Annotated in this window: 21 protein-coding genes and 1 pseudogene; 7 read left to right on the top strand and 15 right to left on the bottom strand. The window is 28.6% G+C overall.

The genetic code is table 11. The features are described from left to right. Window positions 1-60 precede the first annotated feature (60 nt). Window positions 61-615 (bottom strand): hypothetical protein, encoded by a 555-nt coding sequence (locus HF850_RS02115; protein ID WP_169103834.1) that lies wholly within the window; start codon window positions 613-615, stop codon window positions 61-63. Window positions 616-734: 119 nt separating this feature from the next. Between HF850_RS02115 and HF850_RS02110 the strand changes: the two are divergent. The 3 genes and pseudogenes from HF850_RS02110 to HF850_RS02100 all read left to right on the top strand — a co-directional run. Then, window positions 735-893 (top strand): annotated as a pseudogene (locus tag HF850_RS02110) (IS701 family transposase); the annotation flags it as partial. A gap of 352 nt (window positions 894-1,245) precedes the next feature. Further along, complete coding sequence (locus HF850_RS02105) at window positions 1,246-1,887, top strand: undecaprenyl diphosphate synthase family protein (protein ID WP_169103833.1); 642 nt, start codon at window positions 1,246-1,248, stop codon at window positions 1,885-1,887. Between the two features lie 95 nt (window positions 1,888-1,982). Continuing rightward, the gene (locus HF850_RS02100; protein WP_169103939.1) at window positions 1,983-2,249 is read left to right on the top strand and encodes a DUF1294 domain-containing protein; all 267 of its coding nucleotides are present in this window, start codon (window positions 1,983-1,985) and stop codon (window positions 2,247-2,249) included. Between the two features lie 37 nt (window positions 2,250-2,286). Here HF850_RS02100 and metA read toward each other — a convergent pair whose 3' ends face one another. Continuing rightward, window positions 2,287-3,225, bottom strand: coding sequence for a homoserine O-succinyltransferase (gene metA / locus HF850_RS02095; protein ID WP_169103832.1), 939 nt, complete (start codon window positions 3,223-3,225; stop codon window positions 2,287-2,289). A 323-nt stretch (window positions 3,226-3,548) separates the two neighbouring features. Between metA and HF850_RS02090 the strand changes: the two genes are divergently transcribed. From HF850_RS02090 to HF850_RS02085, 3 genes are all read left to right on the top strand, one after another. Continuing rightward, window positions 3,549-4,601 carry a lactonase family protein gene (locus HF850_RS02090; protein ID WP_169103831.1) on the top strand — a complete coding sequence of 351 codons (1,053 nt, stop codon included), beginning with the start codon at window positions 3,549-3,551 and terminating at the stop codon, window positions 4,599-4,601. A gap of 325 nt (window positions 4,602-4,926) precedes the next feature. Continuing rightward, window positions 4,927-5,049, top strand: a complete 123-nt coding sequence (locus tag HF850_RS15960; protein WP_279285823.1) for a hypothetical protein — start codon at window positions 4,927-4,929, stop codon at window positions 5,047-5,049. A 20-nt stretch (window positions 5,050-5,069) separates the two neighbouring features. Further along, window positions 5,070-5,915: a pirin family protein gene (locus HF850_RS02085; RefSeq protein WP_169103830.1), complete on the top strand. Its 846-nt coding sequence runs from the start codon at window positions 5,070-5,072 to the stop codon at window positions 5,913-5,915. A 79-nt stretch (window positions 5,916-5,994) separates the two neighbouring features. Here the strand turns inward: HF850_RS02085 and yidA are convergent, their stop codons facing one another. Next, complete coding sequence (gene yidA, locus HF850_RS02080; RefSeq protein WP_169103829.1) at window positions 5,995-6,798, bottom strand: sugar-phosphatase; 804 nt, start codon at window positions 6,796-6,798, stop codon at window positions 5,995-5,997. A gap of 196 nt (window positions 6,799-6,994) precedes the next feature. On the opposite strand from yidA, the gene ytaF reads away from it, so the two are divergent. Continuing rightward, window positions 6,995-7,621 (top strand): sporulation membrane protein YtaF, encoded by a 627-nt coding sequence (gene ytaF, locus HF850_RS02075; RefSeq protein WP_169103828.1) that lies wholly within the window; start codon window positions 6,995-6,997, stop codon window positions 7,619-7,621. A gap of 328 nt (window positions 7,622-7,949) precedes the next feature. Here the strand turns inward: ytaF and HF850_RS02070 are convergent, their stop codons facing one another. The 12 genes from HF850_RS02070 to cobJ form a co-directional block, all read right to left on the bottom strand. Continuing rightward, a complete protein-coding gene (locus HF850_RS02070; protein ID WP_169103827.1) occupies window positions 7,950-9,449 on the bottom strand; it encodes a cobyric acid synthase in 1,500 nt (499 codons plus the stop codon). A gap of 32 nt (window positions 9,450-9,481) precedes the next feature. Next, window positions 9,482-10,135 (bottom strand): diphthine--ammonia ligase, encoded by a 654-nt coding sequence (locus HF850_RS02065; protein WP_169103826.1) that lies wholly within the window; start codon window positions 10,133-10,135, stop codon window positions 9,482-9,484. Between the two features lie 68 nt (window positions 10,136-10,203). Further along, on the bottom strand, window positions 10,204-11,316 hold the full coding sequence (locus tag HF850_RS02060) for a histidinol-phosphate transaminase (RefSeq protein ID WP_169103825.1): 1,113 nt from the start codon (window positions 11,314-11,316) through the stop codon (window positions 10,204-10,206). Between the two features lie 35 nt (window positions 11,317-11,351). After that, the gene (locus HF850_RS02055) at window positions 11,352-12,302 is read right to left on the bottom strand and encodes a cobalamin biosynthesis protein (protein ID WP_169103938.1); all 951 of its coding nucleotides are present in this window, start codon (window positions 12,300-12,302) and stop codon (window positions 11,352-11,354) included. Next, the gene (locus tag HF850_RS02050; protein ID WP_169103824.1) at window positions 12,302-12,931 is read right to left on the bottom strand and encodes a histidine phosphatase family protein; all 630 of its coding nucleotides are present in this window, start codon (window positions 12,929-12,931) and stop codon (window positions 12,302-12,304) included. The genes HF850_RS02055 and HF850_RS02050 overlap by 1 nt, the downstream gene beginning before the upstream one ends. Window positions 12,932-13,004: 73 nt before the next feature. Further along, on the bottom strand, window positions 13,005-13,388 hold the full coding sequence (locus tag HF850_RS02045; RefSeq protein WP_169103823.1) for a bifunctional adenosylcobinamide kinase/adenosylcobinamide-phosphate guanylyltransferase: 384 nt from the start codon (window positions 13,386-13,388) through the stop codon (window positions 13,005-13,007). Window positions 13,389-13,490: 102 nt separating this feature from the next. Beyond that, the gene (locus HF850_RS02040; RefSeq protein WP_169103822.1) at window positions 13,491-14,246 is read right to left on the bottom strand and encodes an adenosylcobinamide-GDP ribazoletransferase; all 756 of its coding nucleotides are present in this window, start codon (window positions 14,244-14,246) and stop codon (window positions 13,491-13,493) included. 35 nt (window positions 14,247-14,281) lie between these two features. Next, the gene (locus HF850_RS02035) at window positions 14,282-14,800 is read right to left on the bottom strand and encodes a bifunctional adenosylcobinamide kinase/adenosylcobinamide-phosphate guanylyltransferase (RefSeq protein WP_169103821.1); all 519 of its coding nucleotides are present in this window, start codon (window positions 14,798-14,800) and stop codon (window positions 14,282-14,284) included. A 4-nt stretch (window positions 14,801-14,804) separates the two neighbouring features. Further along, the gene (locus HF850_RS02030; protein ID WP_169103820.1) at window positions 14,805-15,335 is read right to left on the bottom strand and encodes a cob(I)yrinic acid a,c-diamide adenosyltransferase; all 531 of its coding nucleotides are present in this window, start codon (window positions 15,333-15,335) and stop codon (window positions 14,805-14,807) included. Window positions 15,336-15,654: 319 nt separating this feature from the next. After that, window positions 15,655-16,752: a nicotinate-nucleotide--dimethylbenzimidazole phosphoribosyltransferase gene (cobT, locus tag HF850_RS02025; protein ID WP_169103819.1), complete on the bottom strand. Its 1,098-nt coding sequence runs from the start codon at window positions 16,750-16,752 to the stop codon at window positions 15,655-15,657. Window positions 16,753-16,878: 126 nt separating this feature from the next. Then, window positions 16,879-17,652: a cobalt-precorrin-6A reductase gene (locus HF850_RS02020; protein WP_169103818.1), complete on the bottom strand. Its 774-nt coding sequence runs from the start codon at window positions 17,650-17,652 to the stop codon at window positions 16,879-16,881. Beyond that, window positions 17,652-18,386: a precorrin-3B C(17)-methyltransferase gene (gene cobJ, locus HF850_RS02015; RefSeq protein ID WP_169103817.1), complete on the bottom strand. Its 735-nt coding sequence runs from the start codon at window positions 18,384-18,386 to the stop codon at window positions 17,652-17,654. The genes HF850_RS02020 and cobJ overlap by 1 nt, the downstream gene beginning before the upstream one ends. Window positions 18,387-18,398: the final 12 nt, after the last annotated feature.

Below are 18,398 nucleotides of genomic sequence, written 5' to 3'. Positions count from 1 at the left end.
ATAAAACATGATTTTACTTACGCTAACTTAATTACTTTTAGATAATAAATATTATCAGTTTTATTTTCTTTTATCAAGATAAGCCTTTATATTATTGATAAACTCAGCCTTATCCTGATTTTTTTTAAATGACGCTACTGGTATAACAAGCCCTGCATAATTTCTTATTGAAACACCTACATATTCATTCATTTCTACAATATCTAAAACAGAATTAATATCTATTTTAAGTTTTGATTTCCCACTAAATACTTCTATTGTATCTTTATCAAATCTCACTTTAATAGTCTTTCCAAACATGTCCTTACTACTTTTAAGGTTCTTCAATATTGTCTTTTTTAAATTTCTATAAATATACTTTGGAAACACAAATATGTTTACTACCCCCAAAATAAAAAATACTGCCGAAAAAACAATTCCAACCTTTCTTATTTTTTCATCATTAATTTGAATCATACTCACATATCCATAAACAATACTTGAAACAATAAGCATTATCGAAACCATTGTAGTTTTCATTTTTACACTTCTCTTATAAGATTTAGAATTTACAGCTCTATACATTGAAAATTCAAGAAACTGTTCTTCTGTATTCTTATATCTCACTTCAATCACTCATATCTCCCTTTCTTATATATACTTTTGATATTTTTTATTATATATGCATTTATCCAACATATCTACTTATTTTATATTTAATGATTTAATATTACTTGACTTGTGCATTAATTTAAGTTAAATATGGTAAATTGTATAAATTAAAGAATATTGGAGATGTAATAATACACTTCCGAAACAATTATTCGGTAAAAATGGTTGCTTTTGCACATAAATGTGCGGATAACGGGATTAGTCTAGAGTCTACTATTTCCAAATTAGGACTAGTAGATTAAATTTTTCCTATTTGCTGCACAAGTCTAGTTAATATTATTAAAATATCAAGAATACGGTATATATAGCATAGATTTTAATATAATATTTTTCTCACAATTCAATAATTTTAATTTTTTTTGAAAAGGTTTATATTTTTTTAATATATTAGACACAGAATTGTCACATTTTGTCCATATAATGAACTTGAAAAGTCGTTAATAGTTATTTATCCCTAAAAAAATAACTCAGCCATTCTCCTTAGATATGGCGGCCCGTAATGATTTCCTAATGTCATTGCGGGTTTATTTTTTTGTATTTTTATAATTCTTATTGGTTAAAATTATAAAAGAAAAATAATAAGGGGCTGATAATATGAGATTACCAAAACACATTGGTGTAATTCCTGATGGAAATAGACGTTGGGCATTATCTAATGGGATGACAAAAGATATGGGATACAGCCATGGAATAAACCCTGGACTCCAAGTTTTTAAACTATGTGAAAAAGAACATATAGAAGAAGTTACTTTTTATGGTTTTACCATGGATAATACAAAAAGACCTAGTGAACAAAAAATTGCATTCACAAAGGCATGTGTAGAATCTGTAGAACTTATGACTAAAGAAAACTGCGAAATATTGGTAGTAGGAAATATTAACTCTTCCTGCTTTCCTAAAGAATTAATTCCTTATACAGAAAGACGTAAATTCGGTAATGGAGGTATAAAAGTAAACTTTCTTATTAACTATGGATGGGAATGGGATTTAAATTTATTAAAAAATCAAATTCACCCTAACAGCCATATATTACCTTACATACATTCAAAAGATATTTCTAGGATTGACTTAATAATAAGATGGGGAGGACGTAGAAGACTTAGCGGCTTTCTTCCTGTTCAATCTGTTTACGCAGATTTTTTTGTAATTGATGATTTATGGCCTGCTTTTAAGAAATCTCACTTTTATGATGCACTTTCCTGGTACAATAAACAGGATGTAACTCTTGGCGGTTAATTTATGTAAAAAAGTTCTAAGTATAAAATAACTAAGTAATATTGCTTTAATTATGATATCATTTTTATAAGACACTTCTTATAAAGGTGGGAATAATTATGAAAATCTTCATTATATATCTTATAATTATTAATCTTACTGGTTTTTTAATAATGTTTATAGATAAGAACCGTGCTATTCACAAAGAATGGAGAATACCTGAAAAAAACTTAATAGGTATTTCAATAATTGGCGGTTCTATAGGAATGCTTTTGGGAATGAATGTTTTTAGACATAAAACTAAACATCTTAAATTTACTATAGGAATACCATTAATTTTAATAATACAAATAACAGCAGCTATATACCTTATGCAGCTTTAAGCATTGGTATATAGCCTCTTTTCTATTAACTATATATTTATATTTTATTTAATATCAATTCTTTCAAATTATTAAGATCATATGGAGTATTTTGGTATACGCAGTAATTAAGCCAATTTCCAAATACTATATTTGCACTGCCCCTCCAAGATTGTACTGGTCTCTCATCTGGATTATCATTCTTAAAATAATTCTTAGGTATAGCTATTTCATCACCTTTTTCCAAATCACGAACATATTCATCTCTTAATGTATTCCTATCATATTCAAGATGGCCTGTAATATATACTTTTCTCCTATCTTCAGTTGCAGCAATAAATACTCCAGCCTCATCAGATTCAGCAAGTATTTCAAGGCCAGGTACTTTTTCTATATCCTCTCTGCGTACTTCTGTATGTCTTGAATGGGGTGCATAGAATACGTCACTAAGTCCCCTTGTAATATCAGCTTTTTCATCATATACCCAGTGTGAGAATACTCCAAACATCTTTTCTTTTAATAGATATTTAGGTACATTGTGGTTATAGTATAATCCAGCCTGAGCTCCCCAACATATATGTAATGTTGAAAATACATTTTTATTGCTCCAGTCCATTATTTTAGTAAGCTCATCCCAATATGCAACATCCTCAAATTTCATTTTTTCTACGGGTGCCCCTGTTATTATAAGCCCGTCAAACTTTTCATCCTTTATTTCATCAAAATAGCTATAGAACTTCTCTAAATGTTCAAGAGAAGTATTGTGTGATGTATAGCTTTTTGTCTGAATAAGCTTTATCTCTACCTGCAGAGGTGTATTAGATAAGTATCTTAACAGTTGGTTTTCAGTAACTATCTTTTTAGGCATTAAATTTAATATTGCTATTTTTAATGGTCTTATATCTTGTGTATCTGCCCTTTCATTATTCATTACAAATATGTTGTCATTGCTTAATACCTTGTAAGCCGGTAGTTCTACTGGAATTTTTATTGGCATGATTTATCCCCCTTTTCTTTGCTTAGTGCTTTCTCTTTAAGTACATAATTATTATACCAAAATTTTACACTATATCAATTATTCATATAATTTTTTCTATTTTATTATGCACAAAAACCAAAATAATCATTTGTGATTTTTTTGTATAATTATCTAACTATTTTTCATTTTTTTAACATATTTTTTTATACTTTAATTTTAAAAAGCTATATTTATAATTAATTTAAAAATAAACATTTATGTAATATTATTATTATAAATAAAATATTTGTAATTCGTGATATACTTACTATATATAAAAAATTAATAGGGGGGCATGCATCATGGTATTACATCACAATCTTATGGTTTGTTTTGTTGGAACTTATACTGACAAAGGCAGTGAAGGAATCTATAGAATAAACTTTAATGCAAACAATAAGACAATAGAAAAATTTAATTTAGCATATAAAATAAAAGATCCTACTTATTTTGCCATTGATAGAGAAAGACATATATTATACTCTACCTGCAGAATAGATGGTGAAGCTGGGGTATCATCATTTAAATATTGGCCAGAACAAGATTCACTAAATTTTATAAATTATAATATCTCAGAAAAAAAACAACCTTGTCATTTAAGTATAGACAGCAATAAGCAGCTTTTAATCACTTCAAATTACCATGAAAATAAGATGATTGTTTATAATACTTTAGAAGGAATTATTTTGAATTATCCAAAAACTTTTAGCCATGAAGGTAAAAGTATAAATCATGAAAGACAGGATATGCCACATATTCATTCTTCTATTTTAACAAAAGATAATAAATATATTCTTTCTGTAGATTTAGGTATTGATAAGATTATAGTTTACGAGTTAGACGGCAGTGAACTTAATCAAATAAATGATTTAACATTCAAATTTCCAGATGGTACTGGGCCTAGACATATAGTCTGTTCAAATTCTCAAAATTACTATGTAATAAGTGAATTAACATCTGAAATTTTTGTTTTAAAATATAAGCCATCTGAAGAATCACTCTTTGATAATATTCAGATTATAAGCAGTACATCACCTGAATATAATGGTATAAAATCTGGTGCTGCTATAAGAATTCATCCATCAAATAAATTTTTATATACAAGTGACAGAGGAAATAATTCAATTAATTTATTTTCTATTCTACCTGATGGAAAACTTAATTATTTAAATAGCTTTTCATGCGAAGGTGATTCTCCAAGGGACTTTAATATAGATCCTTCTGGTAATTTTTTATTCTGTGCAAATGAAAAATCAAATAACGTTTCTATTTTTTCAATTGGTAAAGGAAATGGTATGCTTAATTTTATAACTTCACAAGAAGTTAATTCACCTACAGCCATAGAATTTGTATAATATACATAAAAGGGTATGGACTACTATCCATACCTTTTTTATTTACTAATCTTTTATATTGCTAACCTATTCTAATTCATATTTTATTGATGTTATAACAACTAAAAGTTCATCTGGCAAAAAAATTTTGCTTCCAATTCTAGAAGCTTTATTACCGTATATTTCGCTCTTGATTTCTCATGGCGGAAATTTTTTACTTGACACTATCTCTAATTAGGAATATATTCTGGTTACAAGATATCTTGTAACAATAGATAATTGATAAGGGGATTAAATTATTGACTTTACAAAAGAAGATTCAAAGATAGTTATTGGAATGTATCGTTTGGTAAATAAGATAATTCAGAAGATTTATCTTGAGAACAGTGAGATGCTTACAGATATAACAGGAAAATTAACATATGAAGAAAAGCTGGAACTCATCAACATGATTTTTAAGATGAGATAATAAGCTAAGGAGAGATTAATATGAATAGAAAAGTTATATATCAGACAAAAGGACAGAAATCAATGGATGGAGCAGGCGTTAGCTTAGTGCGTGTTCTTGGAAATGATACAGCAGATATTTATGATCCATTTTTAATGTTAGATGCATTTGATAGCACAAATCCTGCTGATTACGAAAAAGGATTTCCAATGCATCCACATAGAGGAATTGAGACAGTAAGTTTTGTTAGTAAGGGACAGATGTTACATCGTGATCATTTAGGAACAGAAGCTACTGTTCATGATGGAGAAGCTCAGTGGCTCACAGCAGGTTCAGGAGCATATCATGAAGAAATGCCAGGTGGTGAGCGCCTTTTAGGTACACAGCTTTGGCTTAACCTTCCAGCAAAGGATAAGATGGTCGCAGCCCCTACCTATCATGGAATTTCGGTAGATGAAATAAAAGAGTTTCCATTAGAAGGCGGAAAACTTCGTCTTATAACAGGTAATTATAAAGATGAAATTGGATGGCAAGGTAAATATCTTCCACTTGATTTTTATGATATTCATCTTGAACCACATGCCAAGGTAGAAATACCAGTTAGAGAAGGATGGTCAGCATTTCTCTTTACTCTACTTGGAGATATAAAAGTAAGTGGAACTGAAGTAAGTGAAAAGACAGCAGCTAAGCTTGGCGAAGGTGATAGTGTCATCTTAGAAACAGGAGATCATGGTGCTGAGGTCCTTTTATATAGCTCAAAGAAATTAGATGAACCAGTTGCCTGGTATGGTCCAATTGTTATGAATACCCAAAAAGAATTATTAACTGCATTAGATGATATTGATAATGGATCATTTATTAAAAAGAATGCAGATTATGAATCTTAAATTTTAGACTTCTAAACAAAATAAGATACTGCAGCTAATATTCACTACAGTACCTTATTTTCTATAATTAATATTTATTTTATAAAATAAATTCTTCTATTACCTTAACAATTCCACCTTCATCATTTGAAGAAGTTATATAATTAGCATTTTCCTTAACTATATCCATAGCGTTTGCCATAGCTACTCCAAGACCTGCATATTTAATCATTGAAAGGTCATTTTCAGCATCTCCACAAGCTATTATTTCTTCCTGCTTTATTCCTAAATATTCTCCAAGCTTCTTTAATCCCATTCCTTTATCTACATTCTTATTCGTTACTTCAAAGAAGAATGGAGCACTCTTAAATGTACTATATTTTTCAAATAATTCTTCTGGAAGTTTTTTAATTGCTTCATCTAATATTTCTTGTGGATCTATAAGCATAATTTTCACTATAACTTCATCATCATCAATATCATTAAAATCTTTTATTGTAACATCTATTCCATTTAATTTACTTTCATGTTCAGTATATTGACTCATTTTAGGTGTAATAAGCCCTTCTTTTGCAGAAAAAGCATGAATATTAACACCTAATTCTTGTGCTAACTTATAAACATATTTTAAATCTGAACCTTTAAGACATGCTTCATATATTTTTTCTTGTGTCGTTGTATTTAATACAAGTCCTCCATTGAAACTTAAAGCATAATCATCACCCTTAAGTAAATCTAATTCCTCTAAAAATCTTGTTATACCAGCTAAAGGTCTTCCCGTTGCAAGTACTACCTTAACACCTTTTTCTTCAGCTTTCTTTAAAGCTTTTTTAGTATCTTCTGAAATTACCTTTTCACTAGTAAGTAAAGTTCCATCCATATCTAATGCAATTAGTTTGTACATTTTTCTTCCTCCATCCTGCTGCCTTCACATATTGATTACCCTTTTAGTATATCACGAAAATTATATACACATAAATTACTTTTTTTCAAGAAAACTCATAATAAAGTTGCCTTTAATCAGTTGTAATCAAAATTTGTAACTATATAATACATTTTTTCATATTATGATTTATATACAACTATGAGAGGTAAAACTTATGATTGAATCCTTATTGTTAGTATCATCTTTATGTATAGATTCATTTGTCGCCAGCATTGCATACGGTACATCAAAAATAAAAATTCCAATACTCTCAGCTATAATTATAAATCTGGTCTGCACAGCTACATTAGCCTTATCCCTATTTGTCGGTTCAATCGTGAAAAATTTTCTTCCTGATAAAATTCCAGTTTTATTAGGATTTTTATTACTTATTTCAATAGGGGTATACAGATTATTTGAATGTATATTTAAAACATGTATAAAAAAACATTCAAATTCCGATAAACCTCTTACTTTTAAATTATTTGATTTCAAGTTCGTATTGCAAGTTTATGCTGATGAAATTAAAGCCGATTTTGATAAATCAAAATATTTAAGTTCAAAAGAAGCATTTTATCTTGCTTTAGCCCTTTCATTGGACAGTCTTGCAGTTGGATTCGGTTCAAGCTTATGCAACATAAATTATTTCCAAACTCTCTTGCTATGCTTTATTATTGGAATATTATGTGTCCTAATAGGAGTGCTAATAGGTAGAAAATTTGCTGAGAAAATGCATCTTGATTTATCTTGGCTATCTGGAGTGCTACTAATAGTACTTGCTGTACTTAGAGTTATAAAATAATTCAAATTTAATAATAAAAGAGTAAAACTTAATTTATCTTTTATTAAAAATATTTTTCAAATAATATATTAAGAAAATAAACATATAATTTTCTTATGAACTCGTCATTAAAATAAAATATATTTTATAAATAAATATATTAGAATCTTGACGAGTTTAATTTATATATCAACATTAATATTATTATGGAATTAATCTTTTAAATAACTAAAACACTTTGTTAGCTATTATTATTTGCATAAAAAATGCCATCTACTAAATAGCAGATAGCATTTTCTCATTTTAATCAAAGAAATTTATAATTAAAACTCATACTCTTATATCATTACTATATATTTAATATCTTATCAAGTATACTCATATTTATATTCTCTTCAAACATTTTAGCCAGTCTGTTATATTCGCTATCCTTATACTCAGATACTTTTTCTAATATTACATCATCAGTAATTTTGATATTATTTTTTTCTTTTAGATTTTTTATAAATATTCTAGAAAATTCTTCATTATCAAATATACCATGAAGATATGTTCCTATAACATTCTTTTCATCATTACATACACCTATAATTTCTCCATCACTGCCTTTTATGAAAGGTACTACACCTTTACCTATCTTACTTACACCATTGTGAATTTCATATCCTTCTACTATGATATTCTCAATGCCTGATATATCTTCTAAATCACATAACAACTTAGCTTCTGTCTGCTTTGTAACTTTTTCTTCATTAAATCTTGTCTTTATATCAAGGAATCCAAATCCCTCTTCCTGACTTATTGCACCTTCAACACCACTCTTGTCAAGAACTACTTTTCCAAGCATTTGATATCCTCCACAAATTCCAATTATGAAGGTTCCATTTTCTTTTGCTTCCTTGATTTTATTAAATAACTTAGTTTCTTTTATAATTCTTAAATCCTCTATAGTATTTTTAGTCCCTGGAATTATTATTATATTAGGATTTTTAAGTTCTTCAGCTCTCTCTACATATCTCACATTTACACCATTTATTCTTTCTAATATATTAAAATCTGTGAAGTTTGACATATGAGAAAGTCTTATTACTGCAATATCTAAAGCTCCATCTTTTTCAATATTTCTTATTCTTTCTGTAACGCTGTCTTCATCTTCTATATCAAATTTTTTATAAGGAATTACTCCAAGAACCGGTATATTAATTATTTTTTCAAGTTGCTTTCGGCCTTCTTCAAAATAATCTTTATTACCTCTAAATTTATTTATTATTACACCTTTTACTCTGTTTCTATCTTCTTCACTTAAAAGCTGTAAAGTTCCAACTACTGATGCAAATACTCCACCTCTATCTATATCTGCTACAAGTATTACTGGTGCATCTACCATAGCTGCCATTTCCATATTTGATATATCACTTTTTCTTAAATTTATCTCAGCACAGCTTCCTGAGCCTTCTAATACTATAAAATCAAACCTTTTACTAAGCTTATCATAAGCTTTTTTTACCTTAATTTTAAGTTCCTTATTTAATTCCTTATATTTATACGGTTCTATATTACAATATACTTTACCTTCTACTATAACCTGAGTGAAATCACCACTTGGCTTTAAAAGAACTGGGTTCATAAGAGCTTCTTCTTCTATTCTACATGCTTCAGCCTGAACCACCTGAGCTCTTCCCATTTCAAGCCCACTCTTAGTAACATATGAATTAAGTGATATATTTAATGCTTTAAATGGTGCTACCTTAAAGCCTCTATTTGCAAGCACTCTGCACATTGCAGTTGCTATAGTACTCTTTCCTACTGAAGATGCTGTTCCTAAAAACATAATATTTTTTTTACTCATAATATAATATATCCCTTCTAATTAACCCTCGGTTAATTCAAAATATTTAAATATCCATATCCTTGTACTTCTTCTTTTCCAAGCACTTTAAACTCTACTTTTTTAGAGAAAATAGGTCCATCAAAAACTAATGTATGATATTCTCCATTTTCCCCACAAGGATCTGTTCCTTGTTCTTTAATTTGAGTTATAATATCTTTACTTAATATTTTGCCTAAAAATTCTATTCCCAGAGCATTTAAATTTACTTTTTTTATAATAGCCTTAAAGCCATAATCTAAAAATTCATTTACAAGAGCTTCACGATTTTCCTGCCATAATGGAAATAATTCTTTTATTCCCACATTATTACATCTGTCAACGCCCCATTTTCTATGTTCTTCAATATCTATATCACCAAATATACAGAACTCTGCGCCATTTTCTTTAGCATATTGTAATGCTTTTTCAAATTCTTCGTCATATACGCTGTTTCTGTCACATTTCACTTTTATAAGAGGTATATTTAATGACTTTGCCACCTCTTCCAGAACACTTTTAGGAATTTTATGAAAACATGTATCATCATCCTCTGCAAACGTACTTATAAGACCTATTACATCATAATTATCTTTAAGTGCTCTATAAATACATAAAGTACTGTCTTTTCCTCCGCTAAATGAAACTACTACTTTTGACTTTTTCATATTTATACCTCTACTATAATACATTTTTATTATTTATGTAAACAATTAATAAATATCACAAGGATATTTTATCTTTGTAAAATTTCTTTTAACGTATTTACTATTACTATATTATCCTTATGATTTCTTACTGCAATTCTGTAATAGGTGTTATCTAACCCATGATAATTACTACAACTTCTTATTAAAATGTTTTTTTCAATAAGCTTATTTTTAATATCCATATCAAGTAAACCTTCTTTGGAATCTAACTTAAAGAAAATAAAATTCACACTTGGCTTAAATGCTTTTATACCATATATCTCTTTTATTTCATTATACAAATAATCTTTTTCTTTTTTCATAAATTCAATAGAAGCTTCAATATACTTATTATCTTTTAAAGCTGATTTAACTGCTTCTTCTGCAAGTATATTTATATTCCATGCTGGAGTTATTCTATTTACTTTTTCTAAAAGCATTTTATCTGAATTGAGTCCATAACCTATCCTTATTCCAGGTATGGCAAAAAATTTAGTAAGCGACTTTATTATAATTAGATTTTTATAATTTTTAATAAAAGTTATCATTGAAAAATCTTCTTTTATAAAATGAAGAAATGATTCATCTATTACTACATAAGCATTGTTCTCTAAACTTTTATCAAGTATTTTTTTCAGAAGATTTTTATCAGTAATTACTCCTGTAGGGTTATTAGGATTGCATATAAAAATAAGGTCCATTTTCTCATTTATACAATCTAGAATATCCTCTTGTATAGTAAATTGATTTTCTTCTTTTAAATAATATAGTTTTACCTTTCCATCTACTGCATCCACAGCTTCTTCATATTCTGAAAATGTTGGAGCTGGTATTAAAACCTCTTTTGGTTCAATTGCTTTTACTATGTTAAATAATACTTCCGCAGCACCATTTCCAAGAATTATTTCTTCATTATTTATCTTCAACTCTTCGTTATGTATCTTTGAATTTTCAAAATCCCTTATAGAATTTCTAAGTTCAAAATAAGTTATATCAGGATACTTTTCAACTGCATCAAGATTATTTACAATAGCTTCTTTTGCACTTTCAGGCATTCCAAGTGGATTTATGTTTGCTGAAAAATCAATTATATTATTATAATCAATCCCCATGCTTCTGCTTATTTCCTTTGCATTTCCCCCATGTCCTAAGTTTGCCATCTTCTCACCTCTTTAATAAGTTATATTTTTTTCTGCTATCTAATTACAATAAAAAATATTTCCCTAACTGCAATCATCATAATATAGCTTATAAATGCTGATAAATATAGTATCTTAGTTGTACTCTCAACATCTTTTATTTCTATTTCCTTTAATTTATCGCCTATTGTTGGTTTTTCAGCTAATTTACCAAAATAATAATTTGCTCCACCAAGCTGCACATCAAGAGCTCCTGCCATAGCTGCTTCAGGATGAGCACTATTGGGGCTTGTATGATTGTATCTATCTCTTTTATAAATCTTAAAACTATTTTTATAGTCATATCTTAAAATAAATGATGAAATTACTATTATAGTTCCTGTAATTCTTGCTGGGATATAATTAAAAACATCATCAAGCTTTGCAGGAAAAAATCCAAATTCCATGTATTTATCATTTTTATACCCAAACATTGAATCCATAGTATTTACAGCCTTATATGCCATAGCTAGTGGTGCTCCAAATATGCCTGCATAAAAAATAGGTGCTATTACACCATCAGACATATTTTCAGCTATAGTTTCAACTACAGCCCTTACTATTCCCTTTTCATCAAGATTTTGAGTATCTCTTCCTACTATATATGAAAGCTGCTTTCTCGCACCTTCTATATCATTTTTAAGTAAATACTTTATTACTTTTCTACCTTCTACTACAAGTCCCTTAGAGGATATACACGTATAAATAATTACTCCTTCTAATATTATCCCAAAATACAAATTGAATTTTCTAGCTGCATTTACAATAAAAAATACAACTAAAAAACTTATTGTCACAGTAAGTATCCACACTATTAATCCTGCTAATTTTAGAGAATTCTTAAATATCTTTCTCATTATTTTTTCAAGAAAAGAACATAACTTCCCTATGATTCTTACAGGATGAACTGGATTATTGGGATCTCCAATTATTAAATCTAAAATAAATCCTATAGTTAACTCCATTATTACTCCCCGATCTTTTTTACTTCATCTATACTAAAATTAATAAATTCATCATCCTTATCATTACTTTCTAAACTTATAGTAAGTTCATACCCATCACCATTTTTAGGCTGCCATTCATAAAACCTTTTAGAACTATCGTATAATGTTTCAAGTATTATACCAATAGTTCCTCCATGAGTTACTCCTAATGCTGTTTTTATATTATTATCACGCAAATAATCTACAAGTTCAGAAAAGCCTTCTCTAATTCTAGTTTTAAATTGAGCTCTGCTTTCTCCATTAGGACAGCATATACTACCTTCTTCATCATTTATCCAATCTATGTACTCTTTCTTATCTTTCAAGTCATTATATGATTTAAGCTCAAAATCACCAAAGTTATATTCAAATAACTTTTTAAGAACATCATATTTTTTATTTGGACATAATATTTCAATAGTTTTATTTGCTCTCTTTGCACCACTTGTAAAGTAGTAAACACATTCAGGATATTTAAAGCTCTCTGCTTTTTTATGAAGCTCTTTTATTCCATTTTCAGAAAGCTCCACATCAGTCTTTCCTGAATAAAGCTTTTTTTCATTACAGTATGTCTTTCCATGCCTTATTAAGTACAATTTTATAGTATTCATAATCATTCCAACTTTCTTTTCTCAGATTAGTTATTCTAAACTTCTAATAATATTCTGTAATATAACTCATAGCTTACATATTCTTTATTAGTTTTTCACTTAATCCAAAAAACACTCTATAAATTTCATCTGCATTTAGGCATAGATACTGAAGAACACGACCGTTTTCTTCTCTCCACATTCTATCCTCTTTAGTCATAGGAACTATACCACTTCCTATTTCGTCACATATGATTATCTTATCTTTAAGCAGTTCAATATTATCCTTTATTACTGTTAATGAATCCATATTATTAAGTACACATTTCTTTGTAAAAATATGAAGTCCACATATAACTTTTTTATTAAAATCAAGTACTTCATCCTTACAGAAAAATATATCTTCATCTTTTAAACTATACTTATTCATGACAAATTGTATCTTGCCATTATAAGCTCCTCCAAATACTAATATCATATATTAATCTCCAAAATTTTATTTAAAATCATTTATGAAATTCCCACTATTAAACTTGTAATCTTGTATGTTGCTTTTTGTATAAATACTGCAAAATACATCCTATAAAATACAAAATCCTAATAGTCCTAAAAGTTCACCAACTACTAATGCACATCCTGAAACATCACCAGATATTCCACCAAATTCCTTTATACATTTGTACACACTCAAGCTTACTCCAATTGTTATAAATAAAGCTGATAATAATCCCTCATATCCAAAAATAAAGTAACTTATTACAGCGCATATAATAAATATTATTGCCATAAGTACTTTATCAGCTATTCCTGTTCCCTTTTTAAAATAAGTTCCCAGAGAACTTTCCTTTATCGTTACTATCGATACTAAGAAAAAACATACCAACGTTCTAGAAATAACAGGAAGCAGCAAAAATACATACACAGGCATATTTTTAGCCAATATAGAATATACACATCCAAACTGAATAAAAAACAACATTATTATAGATACAACTGCAAATGCCCCTATAGTCGAATCTTTTAAAATCCTAAGCTTTTCAGCTTTATCTCTTCTCGATAAAATGGCATCACATACATCCATAAAACCATCTAAATGTAACATTCCAGTTATAATAAAAGGAACCATCATTACAATTGCACTTTTAAGTATTAATGAACAATTAAAAAGTGTGATAAAATAATAAATCACACTCCATATACATCCAATTATAATCCCTACTAAAGGATAAAACTTCATCATGTTTTTTACCCCTTCATCATCCCATTCAATATATGGAGTAGGTATTATCGTAAACATGCTTAAAGCCATAATAAAACTTTTATAATATTTCTTCATAAACCACCAACTTCTCAGTTACTAGTTAACTGAGATCACTTCCATTCTTTTTGTGTTCCAAAAGTACATTCAATTACTTTATCGCAGCACTCTGCTAATTTCTTATTAATTAGTGCAAGTTGTTTTTTATAATTCTCAGTTACTTCATCATATTCAATTGAATCATTAAAAATATAATCTGAAACTATAATCGTATTGCACACTTTAGCCATAATCTTTTTTAAATCACTTACTATCTTGTCTCCAGCATTATTATTAATAGTTCTGCCATTAAACATTTCATTATTTAAAAGAGAAGTGGTGCTGTCTATTAAAACAGTATCACACCTATTAATAGAACCACACACTTCATCAATATTCTTATGCTTTTCTATAGTAATAAAATTACGGCCATATCTCTTTTTTATATGAGCTTCTATTCTTTTCTTATCTTCATCATCATAAGGCTTCATAGTTGCTATATATACAACTTTATTTTCATTTAATTCTAATGAAATTCTTTCTGCTATATCTGATTTTCCGCTTTTAGATCCACCCACAATTAAATACTTCATAATCTTATTTTTCTATTCCCACTCTAGCATTTATTCCTTTTTCATATGGATGTTTTACAGCCTTTATTTCAGATACATAATCTGCAAGTTCTATTAACTTTGGATCAGGATTCCTTCCTGTCATTACTACTTCTAATGTATCTGGTTTTTCTTCTAAAAATTCAATAACTTCTTCAAGAGGAATAAGTCCATTATTAATAGATGCTACAAGCTCATCCATAATTAATAAATCAAAATTTTCATCTGATGCTTTCTTAGCTACAGCTCTAAACCTTGCTATATGTTCATTTCTTGTTACCATTTGCTCTTCAGGACTCATAAACTTAAAGAACTTTTTAACTGGGTCTCCCTTAAGTACTACGAAATTATCTCCAAGCTTTTCTATAGAATTTAATTCTCCGCTATCATTATCTTTTAAAAACTGTGTTAATAACACTTTTTTATCTCTTCCTGCAGCTCTCATTCCAAGTCCCATAGCAGCAGTTGTTTTTCCTTTTCCATCTCCACAGTAAATATGAATTAATCCAAGTTCCATTGTATATTCAGCCCTTTCGTATAAAGTATCAATTTATGCTTTATGCAAATATTATTACATCAGCTTAAATCATAAATTATTCATTTCATCTTTTGTCTTTTATAACAAAACTAATCAATTATACCATATATCTTACTATAAATTTTTTAATGATTATATTATAAACTATTTAGGTAATTTAATTCCTATGGTAAGAATAAATATTACTTATCTACTTAAATTATATTATCCAACAATATTGAATTCAATAGACTGAATTTACAATATAATTATAAAACCTCCAAATAAACTACCATATTATTAAAAATTCACTATAATATTAAACACCTTTATTATCTAGACGTTTAAGTTCATCTAAATACTTATCATTTATTTCAGCCTCTTCAAAAGTAGCCATATTATTCATAACTGCACATGCACTATCCATAATAGAAAATGCTAATGGACATCCACTACCTTCACCAAGTCCCATATTCAAATCAAGTATAGAACTTAATCCAAGCTCACTCATAGCAGTCTTAAATCCTATTTCTTTTGATATATGAGATGTAAACATATAATCCCTGCATTTATTATTTAATCTATACGCACATAATGCTGCAACCACAGATATTAATCCATCTATAACAACAGGAATTTTATAATAAGCTGCTCCTATAAATACTCCTGTCATAGCTGCAATATCAAATCCCCCAACTTTAGAAATAACATCTAATGGATTATTTTTATCTGGATTATTTATTTCTAATGCTTTTTTAACTACAGATATTTTTTTAGCATAAGCTGCATCAGTTATTCCTGCACCTCTTCCAACAACATCTTTTACTTTGCAGTCTGTAAGTGCACATAATACTGCACTACTTGTTGAGGTGTTGCCAATGCCCATTTCACCTACTCCTACAATATCATATCCCTTATCCTTGGCATCTTTTACACAGTCTATTCCTACAAGAACTGCTTTTATACATTCTTCATAAGTCATAGCTGACCCTTTAGCCATATTACTTGTAGACTTTCGTACTTTTCTATTGATTACTCCTGGACATTCAAAGTCACAATTCACTCCAACATCAACTACCATAAGATCTGTATTATTAGCTTTTGCTAATACTGCAACACCTGTTAAGCCCTTTGTAAAATTAATTGTCTGAGATAATGTCACGCTTTGAGGGGCAGAAGCAACCCCCTCTTCTACTACACCATTATCAGAGCTCATTATTATAACAACTTTTTTATCAATATTATTTTTAACCTTTCCAGTAATACCAGCAAGTTTTATAGCCATATCTTCCAACTTTCCAAGACTTTTTAACGGTTTTACAAGAGAAGTCATTCTTTCATCTGCTTTTTTTAATGCCTCTTTATCTACATCTTTAATATTGCTTATTATACTATTTAAAAGTTCTATATTATTCATTTTTACCCCACCTTCTCAGTTAACAAGTAAAAATTAACAGTTTCTTAAAATATAATTTACAGAAATTCTTCAAGAATTTCATCCTATAACTGTTCACTGTTAACCGTTAACTGTTAACTGCACTAATTACTTGCTAACTACTAACTGCTTCAACTTTTTTACCAGGCTTTCTGGATCATTAAACTCTATATTATATTCAAATTTAGTTCTCTCTATTAATATTATCTTAGCATGACATTCTCTGGCAGCATTTATTTTTTCTAATACTCCGCCTTCTATTCCGCTATCTTTCATAATTATAGCTTTAATGTCAAATTGATGAATAAATGCTTTTTCAACTTCATATGATATTGGCCCCTGCATAGCAATTATATCTTTAATCTTTACACCTGCATCTACGATCTTTGTAAGAACTGCTGGTGATGGAAGTATTCTGTGTATTACTCTGTAATCAAAATCCATATCTACAAATTTAGTTACATTATTACCGCCTGTAGTATTTAATACATTTCCTTTAACAGATGATTTTATATATTCTATTGCTTCATCATAATTATTAACTCTTATGATATCTTCACCACTATCATTTTCAAGAACACCTTTTCTCTCGTATCTTATGTATTTTATACCAAGCTCTTTGCAACATTCCATAGCATTCTCTGTTACTACAGCAGCATATGGGTGTGATCCATCAACTAAAATATTAATATTATTCTTCTTAAGCCACTCTATCATTTCTTCCTTATTAAGTGGTTTTGTATTTAATTCTTTAATCTTGTAGTTTTCAAGAAGCTGTCCACCATATGACGTTGCTGTACTTACTGCTATATCATCAGTAAATTCATTCATTAGGGATAATATTTTTCTTCCTTCTGATGTTCCAAGTATAAAACCTATCATTATTTCATATCTCTTTTCTTATTGTTATATCCTCTAGGAGTTATAAAACTTCCATTCTTATAATAGCTTTTAGTATTTCCTACAATTACTATAGACATCATATCTACAATACTATCATCAAATTCACCTATAGTCGTAAGTGTTACTTCCTGACCATCTCTTAACGCATGTTTAACTACAGCAATTGGAGTATCATCTTTTCTGAATTCTTTTATTATATCAATACATTCTCTTAAGTAATGTGGTCTTCCCTTACTCTTTGGATTGTATAAAGAAATTATGAAATCACTTTCAGCTGCACATTTAACTCTCTTTTTAATTTCATCATATGGAGTCATTAAATCACTTAAGCTTATATTACAGTTATCGTGCATAAGTGGAGCCCCTACTACAGAACCTGCTGCACTTGAAGCTGTAATTCCTGGAATTATTTCAACATCTTCATCATCCTTCATTTCAAGAATAAGTCCAGCCATTCCATATATTCCAGCATCACCAGTACTGATTAAAGCAACATCTTTATCTTTAGATAATTCTAAAGCTTGTTTGCATCTTGCTTCTTCTCCCATCATACCTGTAGAATAAAGTTCTTTACCTTCTACTAGTTCTTTTATCATATCTATGTATTTATTGTATCCAACTATAACATCACTATTTTCAATTGCTTTATACGCTCTTAAAGTCATATTTTCAATACTTCCAGGTCCAATTCCTATAACTCTTAATTTTCCCATAATAAAATCACT

Origin of the sequence: Clostridium sp. SM-530-WT-3G, from assembly GCF_012843905.1 — a bacterium.
Lineage (GTDB): Bacteria > Bacillota > Clostridia > Clostridiales > Clostridiaceae > Clostridium.
This window is presented reverse-complemented; position numbering and strand designations above follow the sequence as displayed.